This window comes from Moraxella sp. CTOTU47724 (assembly GCF_032014955.1).
In the GTDB taxonomy this organism is placed as follows: Bacteria; Pseudomonadota; Gammaproteobacteria; order Pseudomonadales; family Moraxellaceae; genus Faucicola; species Faucicola tetraodonis.
The window spans coordinates 1-17,428 of record NZ_DALZSV010000050.1 but is presented as its reverse complement, the minus strand read 5'-3'; the positions used below and the strand labels follow the sequence as shown (position 1 = coordinate 17,428).

Here is a 17,428-nt window from a genome sequence, read left to right as displayed (position 1 = left end):
TAAGTCGCTCACTGCTCGTCATTGGGCAGTGCTTTAATTATTGGGTTTGGTATTAGTTATTTTTTAATACATTTAGAAAATACCTTTGACAGTATTAAAAGGACTTATTTAGCCAGTTTTTGTGCATCCATGGCATCTTTGTGTAGACGGGTATTAAGCTCATCGATGATTTCAATCCAACCTGCATCTGCACGGTATTCGTCTTTTAAAAATTTACGTTGGTTGTCGCTCCAAAAAGGCGCATCGCTCAGCTGGACTGATTGGGCCAATTGATTTTCTTGAATAAATTGTTCAACCGCAGCATCATCGCCATCCATACCCATTTGTTCAAACAACATATTAATGTTTCTTTCGCCATCTGTCATCATTGTGGTTCTCCTAGTACTCTTAAAAGTATCAACGTTTAGTATCAACGTTTAAAAGTATCAACGGTTATTGTAATGTCATTATTTTTAGCACTATTTTTATTTAAAAATAATCAAAAAAGTGCCATGGGTTATTGTTACTGTTAGAGCATTGTAGCCAAAATTGGATAAAAAAAATGTGATTTGATTGTATAGTGTGGTTATTTCATGTAAAAAAACCAGCCTCATTAGGCTGGTTTTTTTCTGTTAAAACGTTATAACCTAATTAGTTAGGTAGTAAGTGGCTTACTGCATCACGCTCTTCAGCCAATTCAGTTTCAGTGGCTTTCATTTTTTCTTGTGAGAAAGCCGATGAAACGTCTAGCCCTTCAACAATTTTCCAGTCGCCATTTTGGCAAGTACATGGGAATGAATAGATAAGACCTTTTTGGATACCGTATTCACCATTTGAATAAACACCCATAGATACCCAATCATTCTCGTCGGTGCCTAGTGCCCATGAACGAATGTGCGCAATCGCAGCGTTTGCCGCAGATGCCGCTGATGAGGCACCACGTGCTTTAATGATGGCAGCACCACGTTGTTGTACGTTAGGGATATAAGTACCTTCGTACCAGTCACGTTGTACTTGCTCTAGAGCGGGTTGACCTTTTACCGTGGTGAAAGTCAAATCTGGGTACTGGGTTGAAGAATGGTTACCCCAAATGATCATTTTTTTGATGTCATTTACGGTGGTTTCAGTTTCTTCAGCCAATTGCGCCATACCACGGTTATGGTCAAGACGTGTCATCGCTGTAAAGTTACGTGGATCTAGGTCTGGGGCATTACGCTGTGCGATTAAGGCATTGGTGTTGGCTGGGTTACCCACAACCAATACTTTGACATTACGGCTAGCGTTGTCGTTCAAGGCTTTACCTTGTGCAGAGAAGATGGCGGCGTTAGCTTCGAGCAAATCTTTACGCTCCATGCCTGGGCCACGAGGACGGGCACCTACCAGTAGGGCATAGTCCGCATCTTTGAACGCAACGTTAGCGTCGTCAGTTTGTACGACGCCCGCTAGCAATGGGAATGCACAATCTTCAAGTTCCATTACCACACCTTTTAAAGCTTCTAAGGCTGGTGTGATTTCTAATAATTGTAAAATGACAGGTTGGTCTTTACCTAACATATCACCCGATGCGATACGAAATAATAATGAATAACTGATTTGACCAGCAGCACCAGTCACCGCAACACGAACAGGCTGTTTCATTGAAAGCTCCTATTATGATAAGTACAAGATCCTTTGCAAAAGCAAGGCAGTGAAAAAAGCAGAAAAAGTTGTCTAAAAAAGCTTGCCTAGTTTATCACTTGTCACCATCAAAGACCATAAATTTATGGGGTCAATTGTCGGGTGAGCTTGACAATTATGGGTTAAAGTAAGGCAAAGAACAAAATAAAAAACGCTTAAAACTAGGCAAAAATTGATACCGCCATCCCTCAATAATTACCATCAATCAAAAATTGACTAGGACAGGCGTAAGAGCGGGTGGCACATTGGGCAAACCGTCCGTTATTGTCATAGCACACGTTAATATAGGTCAATACAGATTGACCTGCACTATTTTTTTGACAGAAAAAATTAAACGAGTTTGGCTTCATGCCAGGGTTTAAAGATAATAATTGGTGGCTCAAGCCACTGGACGTGAATCGATAACTGCGACCGCTACTGAGTTCTTTTGGAAGTTTTAATTGACTGGCAAGTGAGGTAATGGTGCGAAAATAATTAGGGGTACTTAGACCACTGCAGCGACCATACTGCTGCCAAATATTTTTGCGAATATTACCATCTGGAATGACTTTTGAGGTGATCTTTTCTTGCAGTGGCGACATGCTGTAACGGCTATTACTACAAGACTGGTTCGCCACCCGATAAAAATTCACCGTCATCGGATTGCCTTCGATACATTGGCGAAGATTACCCATGTATGGGTTAAGCTTGCAGATGGCAGGGGATAATTCAACCCCTAAAACACTGTCGGCGTGGGCAGCTGAGGTTGCTAAAGCACCCATCACCGCCAAGCAGCCAACTGACAAATAGCCGCTAAACCTTGCGCTTTTTTGATGACTTGAGTTGATAACTAAACTCGCTAAATTTTCCGCCACCTCATCTTGAAACTTTGCTCTAATCTTTAACGACCCCAATGTGGCGGCGTGTGATGCCGCGTGCAAGTTGGTAAAATCGAGTAATGTTTTTAGACAAGATGACAGCATAACAATTAAACCAAATAGTTGGTGATTAAAAACAAGCAGGTTGCTTTAACGTTTACAGTGAGCTTTTAAATTTACAGTGAGCTTTTAAAATAGAAGTGATAAAAATGGTCATTGACTGATTAATTTTTTGCTTGAAATAACTAAATTTTTGCCAAACGAAACTAATGTTTATGCGTCATGCCAATTTTTTGAAATCATACTAACTAGGTCAGATTTTGTAAACCCTGTATATACTAAAAAACAACAGTAATTTATTGACTATTATCAATCAATTAGCTGTTGTTTTAGCGGATTTAGCAGGTTTATTTAATTCAAATTAATTTAATATTTAGCACTAATGGTACCCATACGCTGACTAATCGGTTGGTTGCTACCGCCAAGGAGCACATCATAATTGGTCGCATTTTCCATCACGGCTTTGACATAATTGCGCGTTTCTGAATAAGGAATGGTCTCAACATACTGATCTGCCGCTAGGCTACCGTTCTCAGGTTGCCAAGTTTTGGCCTTACCTGGCCCTGCATTATAGCCCGCGGTAGCTAGTACAGGTTGACCGCCCAATTTATTTAAAATATCGCCCATATAATACGTACCGTAGCGAATATTAGTATCGCCCCCTGCGACGCGAGATGGCTCATACGGTTCGCCCAATTTACGTGCGATATAGCGCGCGGTGTCTGGCATGATTTGCATCAACCCCCCCGCCCCAACACCCGAACGCGCGCCGATATTAAAACGGCTTTCTTGACGCATGATGCCATACGCCCAGGCAGGATCGATTCCCGCTTGGCGGCTGTATTGCACGACACTAGACTGATGGGGCATTGGGAATGCCAGTGCCGAATTTGGAATCGTTTTGGTAGACTCCAACGCGTAGATAGCACGGTCATACCATCCCATGTCCGATGCGGTTTGCGCCGCTGCCAAAATCATCGTCTCATCACCACGGTCTCGTGCTTTTTTTACCGCCCAGTTCCATTCACGGTTGGTATAGCTGGGATTGGCGGCAAGTTTATAGAGGGTAAATGCGCGATTAAAGAAACTATCGTTTGCGAGGCGTGAGTAATCACTATTACTCACCGGTGGATTGGTCGGTAAGCGGTCAAAACGCTGCCCCAGTTGGTCTTTGGAGAGCAGTCCATAATAGTCATTGGTTTGCGCCAATTGACTAAATAGCTGATTGGCTTGTTGACGCTGCTGGTTAGTGCCGCCCAATTTGTAGGCTTTGGCAAGCCAATATTGCCATATCGGTTGCTGCTGATTTTTATAGTCCATTGCGCCAATGGCTTGTGCCAAATCTGACCATCGGCTATAGCGTATCGCTGCTTGGGCATAGTTTTCGGCTTCTTCATTATTAAATGGTACGCCCAGACTTTTTTGCATCCAATCAACCGCGTCACTACTAAACCCTTGATCGGTATTGACGCCCATCCTTGCCACACCCAAGGTACGGTAGGCATATTGACGAGTTTTGGCATCAAAAAACTGCGGATTTCGCCCCAAATCATAGTTAAGCTGCATCGCCGCTTCACTGACAGATTTTTTGGCAAGTTGCCCTAAAGCATATAAATATAAATATCGATTGCTGGCGGTTGCTGGCATACTTCCGAGTTGTGAGAAAAACGCATTGGGACTGCTACTGATGCTCATGAGCTGATTGTAGCTCATCTGCACGCCCAATCGGCTGGCAAGTTGCACGATATCACCGTTGTTGCCCGTGCGTAGCATACGGTACAGTCGCTGCTCACGGTCATCATTGCTAACCATGCGATTGCCATTGAGCTCTGTCGCCAACTGTTGGCAAAGCTGCGGCAGTTTTTTATCCGTGTTGAGCCAAACATTACCTTTTTCGGTATAAGCGCGCATGCTATCGCCACCGTGATTGAAGCCTAACGCAATAGCACAAGCTTCACTCGCATCAGGATTGGTCACATAGCTCGCCACTTGTCTAACTGCATCATAATCACCCATCCGCGCTTTGGTTTCTGCATAATCTGCCGCCAATTTTTCTGCCATCGCAGTTTGTGGATAACGGTTGGCAAAACTTACAATCGCTGATGCAGGCTGGGCGTCTAAGTCTTTATTGAGCTGCCAATACTCTGGATACATGTCTAGACTACCACCCGCCATCATTTGCTGATAGTTGCCCATTTGCGATAAGTTGCCGCGGCTAGCTTCACGTTCGGCTTGGTTAAAATAACTATCTGCGGTGCTAGGCGTCCCTACAGAATAGCTACTTGCACAAGCAGATTCTGCAAAAACAGCAATCACACCGCATGAAATCATCGAAAGCTTGAGATTTTTCATAATAATTGGTAAGACCTTTAACTAGGATAAATAAATAGGATAAATAGGCAAAAAATGACAAAAGTAATGTAAAAATGGTTAACCTTGCTGAAGCGATTATAACGATTGTCCACTAAAAAACATTTACCCAAATCTCAACTAATTGTATAAAAATGTTGCAGCATATTTTATATAACCAATAGTTTTTTATTTAAAAATTTAATTAACTATAAATTATAAATTATTTTGCTTATGATAAACCTATTATTAGCTAACTAAATGCGATAAGCCATGACCGATACCCAACACGCCCTAAATATTCAACAATACCAAGACAAATCCCACAATTACCTCAATAGCGCTGTTCATGCGCAAGGTGCTGAGTTCGATAAAATAAAACAGTTGATTGAGGCGCACAAGCTTAGGCATATATTGGATTTGGGCTGTGGCGGTGGGCACGTCAGTTATCAGGTGGCGCCTGTTGCCACATCAGTGATTGCTTATGATATTACCCCTACGATGACCGAAGTGGTCGCCCGCCAAGCCAAAACACGCGGCTTAACCAATATCACCACGCAAATCGGTACGGCAGAAAAATTACCCTTTGCCGACCACCAATTTGATGCCATTATCACGCGCTATTCTGCGCACCATTGGCAAAATGTACCACAAGCGCTGTTTGAAATGCATCGCGCTCTAGCTGACGGTGGCAAAGTGGTGATTGTCGATGTGTTGGGCAATAGCAACCCCGTGCTCAATAATTTTTTACAGACCATTGAAACCATCCGCGATCCCAGTCATGTTAAAGATTATAGTCTTGCCGAGTGGTTGTATTTTGCAGAAATCACTGGCTTTAGCGTGGCGACTGTCGAGATGCAAAAACTGGCGTTAAATTTTGACAGTTGGGTCGCCCGTATGCATACCCCTGATACCAGCATACAAGTGATTCGCGCCTTACAAAAAAATTGTGCCGCGCCTGTTAGACAATATTTTGAGATAGATGAGGCTGGCAATTTTAGCACCGATGTTATTTATTTAGTGCTGTCAAAATAATCACTACCGCATCTTGCCAAAAAAATCTGTTATAATTGAGGGTTTATTTTAAGCGAAACATTTAGGTGTAGTCATGACAGTTGCTACTTTTGACCCAAAAGCACAGATTTCCAAAACTCAAAATTTGGTAACGCCAACGCTAGCGGCGAGTGTTGAACCCACCATGCTACCAGCGGATACTCGTGTCAAACGCGTGTTTATCGAGACCCAAGGCTGTCAGATGAATGTGTATGACTCTGAAAAAATGGCAGATGTGCTAGGCGACTCCCATGGCATGGTGCTAACGGACAATCCTGAAGAAGCCGATGTGCTGCTCATGAATACCTGCTCGATTCGTGAAAAAGCGCAAGAAAAAGTATTTTCTGAACTCGGACGCTGGAAAAAGCTTAAAGAGAAAAACCCGAATTTGGTCATCGGTGTGGGTGGCTGCGTGGCGTCACAAGAAGGTGATAAAATCCAAAGCCGTGCCCCGCATGTCGATATGGTGTTTGGACCGCAAACCCTGCATCGCCTGCCAGAACTGTATGACCAATCCACCAAACAGCTGGATGTCAAACCCAAAAACCGTATCGGCGTCGTCGATGTGTCTTTCCCAAGTATCGAAAAATTTGACTTTTTACCCGAGTCCAAAGTGGAAGGGTTTAAGGCGTTTGTATCCATCATGGAAGGCTGCTCAAAATACTGCTCATTTTGCGTGGTGCCTTACACCCGAGGCGAAGAAATCTCGCGCCCACTCGATGATGTACTTGCCGAGATTGACAGCCTTGCTAGCCAAGGGGTACGTGAAGTAACGCTATTGGGGCAAAACGTCAATGGCTACCGCGGTGAAAAACACGATGGCACAATTTGCCGTTTTAGTGAGTTATTGCATTATGTGGCGCACGTTGACGGCATTGAGCGTATTCGCTATACCACCAGCCATCCACTGGAATTTAGCGATGATATCATTGAAGCGTATGCCAAAATACCAAAACTGGTATCCCACCTGCACCTACCCGTGCAAAGTGGCTCCAACGCTATCCTAGCTGCCATGAAGCGTAACCACACCATTGATATCTACATTGAGCAAATCCGCAAACTGCGCGCGGTGCGCCCTGATATGTATTTATCAAGCGATTTTATTATCGGGTTTCCCAATGAAACCGACCAAGATTTCCAAGATACGCTCAATCTTGCCAAAGATTTGGATTTTGACCATTCGTATAGCTTTATTTACTCCAAGCGCCCAGGTACGCCTGCGTCAGACTTGCCCGACAATATCGATATAGCAACCAAAAAAGCCCGTTTGGCTGAGTTTCAAAAGGTGATTGTCGATTCGACTTGGGCAAAAACCCAAGGCATGGTGGGTCAAACCGTGCGTGTGCTGGTGGAGCAACATGGCGACCGCAATCCTGAATTTTTGATGGGAACGGCAGATAATACGCGAACGGTATTGTTCAAAGGCGATGACACGTTGATTGGTAAACTGGTGATGGTAAAAGTCACGCGAGCCATGAGTCCGCATTTGGTGGAAGGTGAGTTGATGGAAGTGTTAGGTTAATATAATGGCATTTGACATGTGGTTTGATTGTGACAATGAGAAAATCAATTGTCAAATTTCGCATGAGGACGAACGTATTTTACGTTTAGCCGAAGGTAACACTAACTTTTCAACGCTTACTTGGCTATTGGATAACTTTTATAATGACCCAGTGATTTATCCGAATGTTGCTAAATCACTGGTCGTTGAATTAAATAATTTGGCAGACTATTTTGCGAAAAATAACCGTAAGCAATCTATCACTCACTGTCAGAAAATCGAAAACTTTATCCGTTTGTCAATTGAAAAAATGCAAGTTATTCATTGCATCAGTGACTAAAACACATAATTTAAACAGTAGATTGTGTGTGAATTTTCATCGCCATTACTTGGCGAATCATTTCACTGATATGTTTTTTAGTATCATCATCTTGGGTTACAAGCCAATCACTCACATCTTTATCCAGCAAATGCTGTTGTTCTCGCAACCGATTAAGATGGGAAATTTGTGTCGCTCTTTGAGCATTTGAGAAATCGTATTCAGTTTGCATATTGTTTTTCCTCGTTTTTGGTTGCTTTTCGTGCAGATATTAACCGAATCATATCATCATTATCCACATAACAATAGACAACAACTAATAAGCGATTTGCCATTCCTAATAATACAAATCTTGGTTCATCGTGGTCAAAATCTTCACGTACTAGCGCATTCGGGTCAAGTAATGCAATTTTTGCTTCATCAAAACTTACACCATGTTTGATTTTATTACTTTCAGCTTTATTTTGGTCAAAAGTTATTTGTATCAATTTAGCGACCTATATTCATTTTTTCATTAACACTAGAAAAATATATCACATCTCTTTTTCTTTAGTGACACGTAATACTTCTTCCAATGTAGTTTTGCCTGCCAACACTTTTTTGAGTCCATCGGCGCGAATGGATGGTGTTTTGCTACGGGCATAGCTTTCAAGCTCAAACTCCGCTGTTTGGCTATGAATCAATTGTCGCAGTTTGTCATCCACAGGCACCACTTCATAAATCGCAGTACGTCCCCGAAATCCCGATTGATTGCACTTTTCGCAGCCCACAGGTTTTGGCAGTTTAATCTCCCCGATTTCGCCTATTTCAGTAAAAATCTGCGTTTGATACGCATCGGCAAGCGTCCATGTATGACAATGCGGACACAAGGTGCGCACTAGTCGCTGTGCCACCACGCCAATGAGGCTCGATGACAACAAAAACGGCTCAACCCCCATATCTTGTAGCCGCGTCACAGCACCAATCGCGGTGTTGGTATGCAGGGTCGAGAGTACCAAGTGACCTGTGAGTGACGCTTGCACCGCAATTTCTGCGGTCTCCAAATCGCGAATCTCCCCCACCATGACCACGTCAGGGTCTTGACGTAGCATGGCTCGCAGGCTACGGGCAAAGGTCATATCGACTTTATTATTGACTTGGGTTTGCCCAATACCATCTAGCTGAAATTCAATCGGGTCTTCAGCGGTCAAAATATTACGGGTGTTATCGTTCAAATCTGTTAAAGCCGCGTACAGCGTCGTGGTTTTGCCCGAACCTGTCGGACCTGTGACCAGAATAATGCCATGCGGGCGATGGATTAAGCGTTTAAGCTCGGCATAGTCATTGTCTGACAAACCCAAATAGGTCATATTTAACCGACCCGCTTGTTTATCCAAAAGCCGCATCACCACACGCTCACCAAAATTTGATGGTAATGTTGATACCCGTACATCCACTTCACGCCCAGCCAGACGTAGTGAGATGCGTCCATCCTGCGGCACCCGTTTTTCAGCGATATCCAGTTTTGCCATCACTTTAATACGCGACACCAGTAGTGGTGACAGTTCCCGTTTTGGACTGACGATTTCTTTAAGCACCCCATCCACCCGAAAGCGCACCGATAGGCGTTTTTCAAAGGTTTCAATGTGAATATCTGAGGCGTTTAGGCGGATGGCTTCGGACAATAGCGCATTGATTAGGCGAATGATGGGCGCGTCATCTTCTTGGTCCATCAAGTCTTCCGTTTCGGGGACACTGTCAGCAAGACTCATCAAGTCGGGATGGTCTTCAAGCCCAGCGGCAATATGCTGAGATTCCCCTGTGTTACCTGCATAGACAGCGGCTAACTGCTTTTCAAAATCGTCACTTTGCGCCATGGCAAAATTCAATGGCAGTGGCACCCCTGCTTGACTGGCAAAACGGTTGGCTTCGTTGATGGCTTCCATAGGGGTATCCGCCGTCATCAATAACGTCGGCGGGGCAGTCAAATCTTGCGAGTATTGCAACAGCAGTTGATGACGTTTGGCAAAACTATAGGGCAAGGCAATCGGATTTAGCATAGGGATGATCGAATGAAATAAGCCAAGAAAAGATGCGTTCCATTGTAGCTTATCAACAGGACAAATCCTACCAAGGCGCACAAAAAGACCCTGAGACAAGCTATATTTTGTTATACTAAAGCATTTTTTACTGATTGATAACCATGACAATCAAAATTTAAAAAGGGATGATAATGACCCAAACCACTTCAACTCAAAATCCTGAAACCCAAAATCTTTCAATCCAAAATACGCTGACCGCCCCAAACGACCTGCTACACATTGGTTCGCGCACGTTTACCTCTCGTTTGCTCGTCGGTACTGGCAAATATACAGATTTGGCACAAACAGGCGAAGCCATCGCTGCCAGCGGCGCGCAAATCGTCACTGTCGCCATTCGGCGCGTGAATATCGGGCAGAAAAAAGATGAACCCAATCTACTTGATGTGATTTCTCCTGAAAAATACACCATTTTACCTAACACCGCTGGCTGTTTTGATGCTGATACTGCTGTGCGTACCTGTCAATTAGCGCGTGAATTGTTGGATGGGCACAACCTTGTCAAACTTGAAGTATTGGGCGATGAAAAAAACTTGTATCCCAATGTCATCGAAACCGTGAAAGCGGCTAAGACGCTAATTGATGATGGCTTTGATGTAATGGTGTATACCTCAGATGACCCGATTGTTGCCAAAGAATTAGAGAGCATGGGCTGTGTGGCGATTATGCCATTGGGCAGTTTGATTGGCTCAGGTTTAGGATTGCTCAATCGCCATACCTTAAGTCTCATCATCGAGCAAACCCAAGTGCCGGTCTTGGTGGATGCAGGCGTGGGTACGGCCAGTGATGCCGCCATTGCCTTGGAATTAGGCTGTGATGGCGTACTGATGAACACCGCGATTGCCCATGCGCAAAACCCTGTATTGATGGCCTCTGCCATGAAACATGCGGTGATGGCTGGACGCGAAGCCTTCTTGGCGGGTCGTATGCCAGCACGCTATATGGCACAAGCTAGCTCGCCACAGACTGGCTATTTTTTCCGCTAATTTATTATTTCACACTTAAGGACATCGCATGCGTCTGCTCACCGCCATTGACCAGTTATTTATCTTACTTGAAAATCGCAATCAGCCGATGCACATTGGTGGGCTGTTCTTGTTTGAGATTCCCGATGGCGCAAGCGATACCTTTGTCAGTGATTTGGTGCAGCAGATGGTTACGCAAAAGACGCCGCCGAGTTTTCCGTTTAACCAAGTGTTATATCATCTAGCATGGTGGAAAACCGATGAAAACTTTGAAGTCGACCATCATTTTCGCCATATCGCCCTGCCCAAACCGGCACGCATCCGTGAGCTATTGACTTATGTGTCCCAAGAGCACAGCAAATTACTCAACCGTGCCAAACCGATGTGGGAATGTCACATCATCGAGGGGATTGAAGGCAATCGTTTTGCGTTGTATTTTAAGATTCATCATTCTATGGTCGATGGGATAGCGGCGATTCGTTTGGTCAAAAAATCGCTATCAGAATCGCCAACCGAGCGTATTAGCTTGCCAATTTGGTCGCTAATGACCCGTCATCGTCACCAACTCGATGCTTTGATACCAGAAGATAAATCCCTTCTGCGTGTCGTCAAAGAGCAAGCGCTGGCTATCCCACCTGCCATCAAAGCCTTAGGTAAAAATGTGGTAGAGCGATTTCACAAAGACTACATTACCACCACCCAAGCGCCAGATAGCCCCCTCAACCAACCGGTATCAAGCTCACGGCGCATCTCTGCACAATCTTATGAGCTTATTCGGTTTCAAACCATCGCCAAACATTACGCTGTGACCGTCAATGATGTGATTTTGGCGATTTGTTCGGGCGCTTTACGCCGTTATTTGCTCGATATCAATGGCTTACCCAAAAAACCCTTGATTGCTTTTGTACCCTTATCCCTGCGCGATGACAACGATAGCGCAAGCCAACACGTTGGCAATCAAATTACCTTTATTTTAGCCAATCTTGCCACCCACCTTGCCGACCCTGTTGCCCGGTTAAAGACGATTAATGGCAGCACCAAAAATAGTAAAAAACGCTTTTCACGGATGAAGCAAGCCTCGTCGATTATTTATAGTGGGGTTGCTTATAGCCGTTCAGGATTGCAGGTACTTACCGGTCTGTTTCCCGATTATCGCGGTTTTAACTTGATTATCTCAAATGTACCAGGTTCTCATCAGCCATTGTATTGGCAAGGGGCAAAACTGCAGGCGCTGTATCCTGCCTCGATCGTGCTCAATGACCAAGCGATGAATATCACCTTGTGTACTTACGTGGATAAAATCGAGTTTTGTATCGTCACCTGTAGCCAAATATTGCCCCATAGCCAACGATTACTCACCTATATGGAAGAGGAACTCAAAGAATTTGAATCACTCATGAGCAATTAGGCTAATGCAAACTTTGACAATAAAAAACGGCAGTGACTGCCGTTTTTTAATGAAATAAACTTTATCTTATATTTAGTGATTTAAGATTTTTGACAAAAAATCTTTCGCACGCTCGCTACGCGCACCGGCAAAGAATTCTTCACGGCTACAGTTTTCAACGATATGACCTTGATCCATAAAGATGATACGGCTGGCGACTTGGCGCGCAAAGCCCATTTCGTGGGTCACACACATCATAGTCATGCCCTCATTAGCAAGCTCAATCATCACCTCAAGTACCTCTTGAATCATCTCAGGGTCAAGTGCGGAAGTTGGCTCATCAAACAGCATTGCAATCGGGTCCATACTAAGCGCACGCGCAATTGCCACCCGTTGCTGCTGACCGCCTGACAACTCAGCAGGGTATTTTTTGGCATGCGCTGACAAGCCCACGCGGTCAAGATAACCCAAGCCTTTTTTCTGCGCTTCAGACTGACTACGACCCAATACTTTGATTTGTGCCAAGGTCAAGTTTTCTAAGATGGATAAATGCGGAAACAGTTCGAAATGCTGAAATACCATCCCTACCCGGCTACGTAGTTTTGGCAAGTCGGTTTCTTTGGCGCCGACCGAAATGCCATCAATCAAGATTTCACCTTGTTGAAAGGCTTCAAGCCCATTGACGGTTTTGATTAAAGTTGATTTGCCGCTACCTGATGGACCACAGATGACGGTCACATCGCCTTTGTGCACATGCGCGGTACAGTCGGTCAATACTTGAAAGTCGCCATACCATTTACTGATTTTGTTGACATTAATCATGATATCGGGACTGGCGTGTCCACTGTTTGATACCAAACCGCCAAATTCGTTGAGCCAGGTGGTTTCATCAATTTTAGTAACTACTGACATGTTATTTTCCTTTATTCAATATTGATTAAGCCATGCGAAAGCGTTTGCGTAGGTGGTTGACAGCGGTCGATGCGGTTAGACTGACCACAAAATAAAACGCCCCTGCCAGCAAGATATAGGGGGTTAGTAACCCCATCAAGTCACCGCGCACGTATGAGGCTCGGAAGAAATCCACCAAGCCAATCGCGAACACCAACGTCGTATCTTGGAACAAAATAATCGACTGTTGTAGAAGTAGCGGAAACATCTTGCGAAACGCTTGTGGCAAAATAATAAAGCGCATGGTCTGACCATAAGTCATACCCAAGGCTTTAGCAGCATTGACCTGTCCTTTGCCAATTGACTGGATACCCGCACGTACAATCTCAGAAAAATACGCGGCTTCAAACACCATAAATGCCACCACGCACGAAGTAAACGCGGTATCCAACGTCAAATACGTGCCCGTCACCAAGTTATACACCATCGGTACAGCAAAATAAAACCAAAGCAATACCAACAGCAGCGGCACTGAGCGGAAAAAGTTGACATACAGCTTAGCGGGCACGGCTAAAATACGAATACCCGACAACCGCATCAAGGCTAGAATCGTACCCAGCGCCAAACCGCCAATGATAGCTAAAAACAACACTTTGAAGGTGATCCATAAGCCACCCATCAACCCTGGCATTGCGGCTTGTAATTCCATCATATTCATGCGCCACCCCCATCGATTTGACCTTTGATGCGTAATTTTTTCTCAAGCCAAGTCATAAAATAAATCAACACCAAATTAAACAATAAATAAATAATCGTGGTAAAGGTATACACTTCGATATTGTTTTGGGTATATTCACTGATAGTTTTGGTTTGGCTAATCAGCTCAGTAACCCCGACCAATGAAGCGACCGAGGCATTCTTAAAACAGTTGGTAAGCTCAGAGCTCATCGGTGGTAAAATCACCCGAAATGCCTGTGGCAAGACGATATGACGATACGTCTGGGGCAAGGTGAACCCGAGCGCATAGGCAGCATTGGTCTGCCCTTTTGGCAATGATTCAATACCCGTACGCACTTGCTCTACAATACGCGCTGCAGTAAATAACCCAAGACCAATACTTGCCGAAATCACCGCCGAGGTATTTGGGTCTAACTCTTGAAACCACCATTTTTGTAAGGCAGGTGTCAGCCAAGTAGGTGCCACATAAAACCAGAAGAATAACTGTATTAATAGCGGAATGTTACGAAAAAAACTCACATAAGCCGTACCAATCGCTCTGGCAGTTTTGTTTGGTAAAGTACGCATAATACCTAAAATCGTACCGATAATTAAGGCAATCAGCCAGCCACTCCCACCAATGACCAACAGCCATTTAAAGCCTGTCAATAGCCACTGCCAGTAGACTTCGTTGCCTACACCTGTTGGTTGCAGCAACACGCCCCAATTCCAACTATAATTCATTGCCACCCCCAAAATCCTGTCTAGCAAATTGATTTACCCAAAAACTAAAACTGACGTAACCACAATTGATAGGTGATGACGTCAGTTTTATGTTGGATAGTAACCTTCCTAACCTAGTTTGTTGTTATCCCATCAACTAAGGTTTTGTTGCACTTGCAATTGCATTGCTTGCAGATGCCACAGCGGTTGCCACATTACTCGCGCCCGTTGCTACTGCATTAACGGTAGCAGATGCGGCTGCATTAGCGACGTCTTTTGGTTGCGCGCCGTCATGTGGGTTTGCTAACAAGCTTTTTAAGTTATCAGACATTTGGAAGTTCATGTTGATGTTTTTTGGTGGAATCGGTGACATGAACCATTTTTTATAGATGTCGTTGATTTCACCTGATGAATAAGTCGCAACCAACGCATCATCGACTACTTTTTTGAATTCACTATCGTCTTTACGCATCATACAGCCGTAAATTTCATACGATTGTGGGGTACCAACAATGACCCATTTGTTTGGATCTTTGGCTTTGGCTTTTTCACCCGCGAGCAGTACGTCATCCATCATAAAGGCTGCCGCACGACCGCTTTCTAACATCAAGAAAGATTCGCCGTGGTCTTTGGCAGAAACGATGTTAATGCCCATTTTTTTGTCATCGTTGAGTTTTTTGATAAAACGCTCAGAGGTAGTACCTGCGGTAGTCACTAAGGTTTTGCCTTTTAAATCCGCAAAATCTTTAATACCTGAATCTTTAGCGGTTAATAAGCGAGTACCAATCTCAAAGAAACCGTTTGAGAAAGCCACTTGTTTTTGGCGCTCTTCATTGTTGGTGGTTGAACCACACTCTAAGTCAACTGTACCATTTTGTACCAATGGGATACGGGTCTGTGAGGTTACTAGGTTGTAACGCACTTTGAGGTCTGGCATATTCAATTGTTTCTTGACTGCATCAACAATTTTTAATTGGAGGTCATGGGCATAACCCACCGGTTGGTTTGGCGTACCTGCGATATAAGAAAATGGAATTGAGGAATCACGGTAACCCAGTACGATTTCCCCTGATTTTTTAATTTTATCGAGCGTTTTTTCACCAGTTGCCGCTGCCGCTGGTTGGCTACCTTCAGTACCTGCCGCTTTGTTGTCGCTGGCTTTGTTACAACCTGCAAGACCTAATGCCATAATAGCAACGGTTGCTAAGGCGATTGGCTTTTTAGAGATTAAAATCATCCTATGATCCTTGTCGTATGATACGTTCTTAGTTAATCTTTTCGCTGTTTGGCTGTCAATGCCAAATCGAGTAAAAAGACTCCCCCCATCTCTTTGTGTTTATCCTTCCTTGTCCTTCATCATCCCTCATTGCACTCATTAAAATCTGGCAAAACCTTGCACAATGACTGATAAAAAATAGTTTAGGATACTCAAAAGATTTAAAATGTGTGTTTATAGTAATTTACTTTTCTGTGTTGTGACAATAGATTTACAAAAAATATTTTTTTCGTCATCGACAATTTTTTTACCATTTTTTTGCTATTTTCTATTTTATCCCCATTTATAGCTCAATAAATTGATTAAAACTCACTTAAGATAGGTTATTTATGACAACAGCGACTCAAGCACTTCACGATTTTGATATGCGCCAACGTTTTTATTTTGAGCAAAGCCCTGTACGCGGTGACGTGGTACGAATCAACGACAGCCTACAGACGATATTGCAGCAAAAAGATTACCCAGTTGCCCTGCAAAAACTACTTGGGGAAATGTTGGTCGCGGCAAGCTTGCTGATCGGTACCTTAAAAATCGAAGGTCGTCTATCCATTCAATTGCAAAATTCAGGCGCAGCCACTGACCCTGAACAGGACAGCTTAACTTGGGCGATGGCAGAGTGCGACCACCAAGGTCACATTCGCGGTCTTGCAGAGTGGACAGGCGAATGGCAATCCGCACAAACGGCAAATGATGCCTTTGCCAAACTTGGTAAAGTCGGTGAAGGGGTGTTATTTATTAATATCCAACCTGATGCCACGTATGGCACACAAGCAGAAGGTTATCAAGGCATTGTTGAGCGTGTGGCAGATAACTTGGCGGATTGTTTGGCACATTACCAACAGCAATCCGTGCAGATTCCTACCTTAATCAACTTGGCTTGTGATGGTGAGCAAGCGGGCGGTATCGTGCTACAGTTGCTACCACGTACCACAGAAGAAGAGCATGAGACGGTGGATAATGACTTGTTCCCGCGCTTAAAAATCTTAACCAAAACGCTAAAAGCTGAAGAATTAACCACCTTACCAGCCGATGAGATTTTATATCGATTGTATCATGAAGAAGACGTGGTGACGGCTGAGCCTATGCCGTTGACCTTTGCTTGTACTTGCTCACAGCAGAAAAGTGAATCGGCAATTTTTCAGTTGGGCAAACCAGCTGCATTAGAAATCGCTAATGAGCATGGGGGCGCGGTGGCGTTAGATTGTGGTTTCTGCGGACATGTTTACCGTTTTGATCACAAAGATATTGAAATGATTTTTGCTTAATTTAATGGATTGCATAGCTACTTTTACATCATTTAAAATAGCGCAATATTGGTTACGCTTCTAGTTGATGTGATAGCCAAAACTAATACCAAAGTTACAAGTTAACTTTGGTATTTTTTTGCATATTTGATAAGTTATAAGCATCAAGTTTGCGATAACTTAAGTTAAACTTGATAAGTTTTAGATTAAAAATTAATTAGGAAAATAATATAATAGAAAATAAGGATATCGTTATGTCAGTGGCAAAAAATATTGAAATTAGTAGCAGCTCAACGGTAAGTTTTGAAGATGCGATCAAAAAAGGCATTACACAAGTCAACAAAACGGTTAA

General features: G+C 43.7%; 18 protein-coding genes. 7 read left to right on the top strand and 11 right to left on the bottom strand.

Annotated elements, in window-relative coordinates:
• Positions 1 to 104: 104 nt before the first annotated feature.
• The 4 genes from RTR63_RS09455 to RTR63_RS09440 all read right to left on the bottom strand — a co-directional run bounded on the left by RTR63_RS09455 (position 105) and on the right by RTR63_RS09440 (position 4,925).
• A complete protein-coding gene (locus RTR63_RS09455; RefSeq protein ID WP_050324722.1) occupies positions 105 to 368 on the bottom strand; it encodes a DUF2789 family protein in 264 nt (87 codons plus the stop codon).
• Between the two features lie 262 nt (positions 369 to 630).
• Positions 631 to 1,617, bottom strand: coding sequence for a malate dehydrogenase (locus tag RTR63_RS09450; RefSeq protein ID WP_007116966.1), 987 nt, complete (start codon positions 1,615 to 1,617; stop codon positions 631 to 633).
• 227 nt (positions 1,618 to 1,844) lie between these two features.
• Positions 1,845 to 2,618, bottom strand: a complete 774-nt coding sequence (locus tag RTR63_RS09445; RefSeq protein ID WP_312523905.1) for a T2 family ribonuclease — start codon at positions 2,616 to 2,618, stop codon at positions 1,845 to 1,847.
• Positions 2,619 to 2,939: 321 nt separating this feature from the next.
• Positions 2,940 to 4,925, bottom strand: coding sequence for a lytic transglycosylase domain-containing protein (locus RTR63_RS09440; protein WP_312523904.1), 1,986 nt, complete (start codon positions 4,923 to 4,925; stop codon positions 2,940 to 2,942).
• A 270-nt stretch (positions 4,926 to 5,195) separates the two neighbouring features.
• On the opposite strand from RTR63_RS09440, the gene RTR63_RS09435 reads away from it, so the two are divergent.
• From RTR63_RS09435 to RTR63_RS09425, 3 genes are all read left to right on the top strand, one after another.
• Positions 5,196 to 5,957, top strand: coding sequence for a class I SAM-dependent methyltransferase (locus RTR63_RS09435; RefSeq protein ID WP_312523903.1), 762 nt, complete (start codon positions 5,196 to 5,198; stop codon positions 5,955 to 5,957).
• A gap of 73 nt (positions 5,958 to 6,030) precedes the next feature.
• Positions 6,031 to 7,497, top strand: coding sequence for a tRNA (N6-isopentenyl adenosine(37)-C2)-methylthiotransferase MiaB (gene miaB, locus RTR63_RS09430; protein WP_312523902.1), 1,467 nt, complete (start codon positions 6,031 to 6,033; stop codon positions 7,495 to 7,497).
• Positions 7,498 to 7,501: 4 nt separating this feature from the next.
• Positions 7,502 to 7,816, top strand: a complete 315-nt coding sequence (locus RTR63_RS09425; RefSeq protein ID WP_312523901.1) for a hypothetical protein — start codon at positions 7,502 to 7,504, stop codon at positions 7,814 to 7,816.
• A gap of 10 nt (positions 7,817 to 7,826) precedes the next feature.
• Here RTR63_RS09425 and RTR63_RS09420 read toward each other — a convergent pair whose 3' ends face one another.
• Genes RTR63_RS09420 through gspE form a run of 3 tightly spaced genes read right to left on the bottom strand, consistent with a single transcriptional unit; the run spans position 7,827 to position 9,834 of the window.
• A complete protein-coding gene (locus RTR63_RS09420; RefSeq protein ID WP_050324717.1) occupies positions 7,827 to 8,027 on the bottom strand; it encodes a hypothetical protein in 201 nt (66 codons plus the stop codon).
• Positions 8,017 to 8,283, bottom strand: a complete 267-nt coding sequence (locus RTR63_RS09415) for a BrnT family toxin (protein WP_076776833.1) — start codon at positions 8,281 to 8,283, stop codon at positions 8,017 to 8,019. The genes RTR63_RS09420 and RTR63_RS09415 overlap by 11 nt, the downstream gene beginning before the upstream one ends.
• A gap of 45 nt (positions 8,284 to 8,328) precedes the next feature.
• The gene (gspE, locus tag RTR63_RS09410; RefSeq protein WP_179286552.1) at positions 8,329 to 9,834 is read right to left on the bottom strand and encodes a type II secretion system ATPase GspE; all 1,506 of its coding nucleotides are present in this window, start codon (positions 9,832 to 9,834) and stop codon (positions 8,329 to 8,331) included.
• 173 nt (positions 9,835 to 10,007) lie between these two features.
• On the opposite strand from gspE, the gene RTR63_RS09405 reads away from it, so the two are divergent.
• Together RTR63_RS09405 and RTR63_RS09400 are read left to right on the top strand one after the other, a co-directional pair.
• Entirely contained in the window at positions 10,008 to 10,859 is an 852-nt protein-coding gene (locus RTR63_RS09405) for a thiazole synthase (protein WP_312523900.1), read from the top strand.
• Between the two features lie 28 nt (positions 10,860 to 10,887).
• Positions 10,888 to 12,246 carry a WS/DGAT/MGAT family O-acyltransferase gene (locus RTR63_RS09400; RefSeq protein WP_312523897.1) on the top strand — a complete coding sequence of 453 codons (1,359 nt, stop codon included), beginning with the start codon at positions 10,888 to 10,890 and terminating at the stop codon, positions 12,244 to 12,246.
• Positions 12,247 to 12,318: 72 nt separating this feature from the next.
• Here the strand turns inward: RTR63_RS09400 and RTR63_RS09395 are convergent, their stop codons facing one another.
• From RTR63_RS09395 to RTR63_RS09380, 4 genes are all read right to left on the bottom strand, one after another.
• Positions 12,319 to 13,047 carry an amino acid ABC transporter ATP-binding protein gene (locus RTR63_RS09395; protein ID WP_312523909.1) on the bottom strand — a complete coding sequence of 243 codons (729 nt, stop codon included), beginning with the start codon at positions 13,045 to 13,047 and terminating at the stop codon, positions 12,319 to 12,321.
• A 115-nt stretch (positions 13,048 to 13,162) separates the two neighbouring features.
• On the bottom strand, positions 13,163 to 13,834 hold the full coding sequence (locus RTR63_RS09390; RefSeq protein ID WP_007116978.1) for an ABC transporter permease subunit: 672 nt from the start codon (positions 13,832 to 13,834) through the stop codon (positions 13,163 to 13,165).
• Complete coding sequence (locus RTR63_RS09385; protein ID WP_040404072.1) at positions 13,831 to 14,577, bottom strand: amino acid ABC transporter permease; 747 nt, start codon at positions 14,575 to 14,577, stop codon at positions 13,831 to 13,833. Before RTR63_RS09385 ends, RTR63_RS09390 begins: the two co-directional genes overlap by 4 nt.
• 136 nt (positions 14,578 to 14,713) lie before the next feature.
• Positions 14,714 to 15,793 (bottom strand): glutamate/aspartate ABC transporter substrate-binding protein, encoded by a 1,080-nt coding sequence (locus RTR63_RS09380; protein ID WP_138018584.1) that lies wholly within the window; start codon positions 15,791 to 15,793, stop codon positions 14,714 to 14,716.
• A 368-nt stretch (positions 15,794 to 16,161) separates the two neighbouring features.
• Here RTR63_RS09380 and hslO point away from each other — a divergent pair, with 368 nt between their 5' ends.
• Both hslO and RTR63_RS09370 read left to right on the top strand, forming a co-directional pair.
• Complete coding sequence (hslO, locus tag RTR63_RS09375) at positions 16,162 to 17,097, top strand: Hsp33 family molecular chaperone HslO (protein WP_201665837.1); 936 nt, start codon at positions 16,162 to 16,164, stop codon at positions 17,095 to 17,097.
• Positions 17,098 to 17,330: 233 nt separating this feature from the next.
• Positions 17,331 to 17,428: dodecin domain-containing protein (locus tag RTR63_RS09370; RefSeq protein ID WP_312523907.1), on the top strand; the 98-nt coding region annotated here is incomplete at its 3' end.

What these genes read in the sequence shown, in the direction of transcription:
- miaB (WP_312523902.1), top strand. Translation starts at nt 6,031, where the DNA reads ATGACAGTTGCTACTTTTGACCCAAAAGCACAGATTTCCAAAACTCAA.
- RTR63_RS09445 (WP_312523905.1), bottom strand. Translation starts at nt 2,618, where the DNA reads ATGCTGTCATCTTGTCTAAAAACATTACTCGATTTTACCAACTTGCAC.
- RTR63_RS09405 (WP_312523900.1), top strand. Translation starts at nt 10,008, where the DNA reads ATGACCCAAACCACTTCAACTCAAAATCCTGAAACCCAAAATCTTTCA.
- RTR63_RS09435 (WP_312523903.1), top strand. Translation starts at nt 5,196, where the DNA reads ATGACCGATACCCAACACGCCCTAAATATTCAACAATACCAAGACAAA.
- RTR63_RS09420 (WP_050324717.1), bottom strand. Translation starts at nt 8,027, where the DNA reads ATGCAAACTGAATACGATTTCTCAAATGCTCAAAGAGCGACACAAATT.
- gspE (WP_179286552.1), bottom strand. Translation starts at nt 9,834, where the DNA reads ATGCTAAATCCGATTGCCTTGCCCTATAGTTTTGCCAAACGTCATCAA.
- hslO (WP_201665837.1), top strand. Translation starts at nt 16,162, where the DNA reads ATGACAACAGCGACTCAAGCACTTCACGATTTTGATATGCGCCAACGT.
- RTR63_RS09450 (WP_007116966.1), bottom strand. Translation starts at nt 1,617, where the DNA reads ATGAAACAGCCTGTTCGTGTTGCGGTGACTGGTGCTGCTGGTCAAATC.
- RTR63_RS09440 (WP_312523904.1), bottom strand. Translation starts at nt 4,925, where the DNA reads ATGAAAAATCTCAAGCTTTCGATGATTTCATGCGGTGTGATTGCTGTT.
- RTR63_RS09380 (WP_138018584.1), bottom strand. Translation starts at nt 15,793, where the DNA reads ATGATTTTAATCTCTAAAAAGCCAATCGCCTTAGCAACCGTTGCTATT.
- RTR63_RS09425 (WP_312523901.1), top strand. Translation starts at nt 7,502, where the DNA reads ATGGCATTTGACATGTGGTTTGATTGTGACAATGAGAAAATCAATTGT.
- RTR63_RS09395 (WP_312523909.1), bottom strand. Translation starts at nt 13,047, where the DNA reads ATGATTAATGTCAACAAAATCAGTAAATGGTATGGCGACTTTCAAGTA.
- RTR63_RS09385 (WP_040404072.1), bottom strand. Translation starts at nt 14,577, where the DNA reads ATGAATTATAGTTGGAATTGGGGCGTGTTGCTGCAACCAACAGGTGTA.
- RTR63_RS09390 (WP_007116978.1), bottom strand. Translation starts at nt 13,834, where the DNA reads ATGAATATGATGGAATTACAAGCCGCAATGCCAGGGTTGATGGGTGGC.
- RTR63_RS09400 (WP_312523897.1), top strand. Translation starts at nt 10,888, where the DNA reads ATGCGTCTGCTCACCGCCATTGACCAGTTATTTATCTTACTTGAAAAT.
- RTR63_RS09455 (WP_050324722.1), bottom strand. Translation starts at nt 368, where the DNA reads ATGATGACAGATGGCGAAAGAAACATTAATATGTTGTTTGAACAAATG.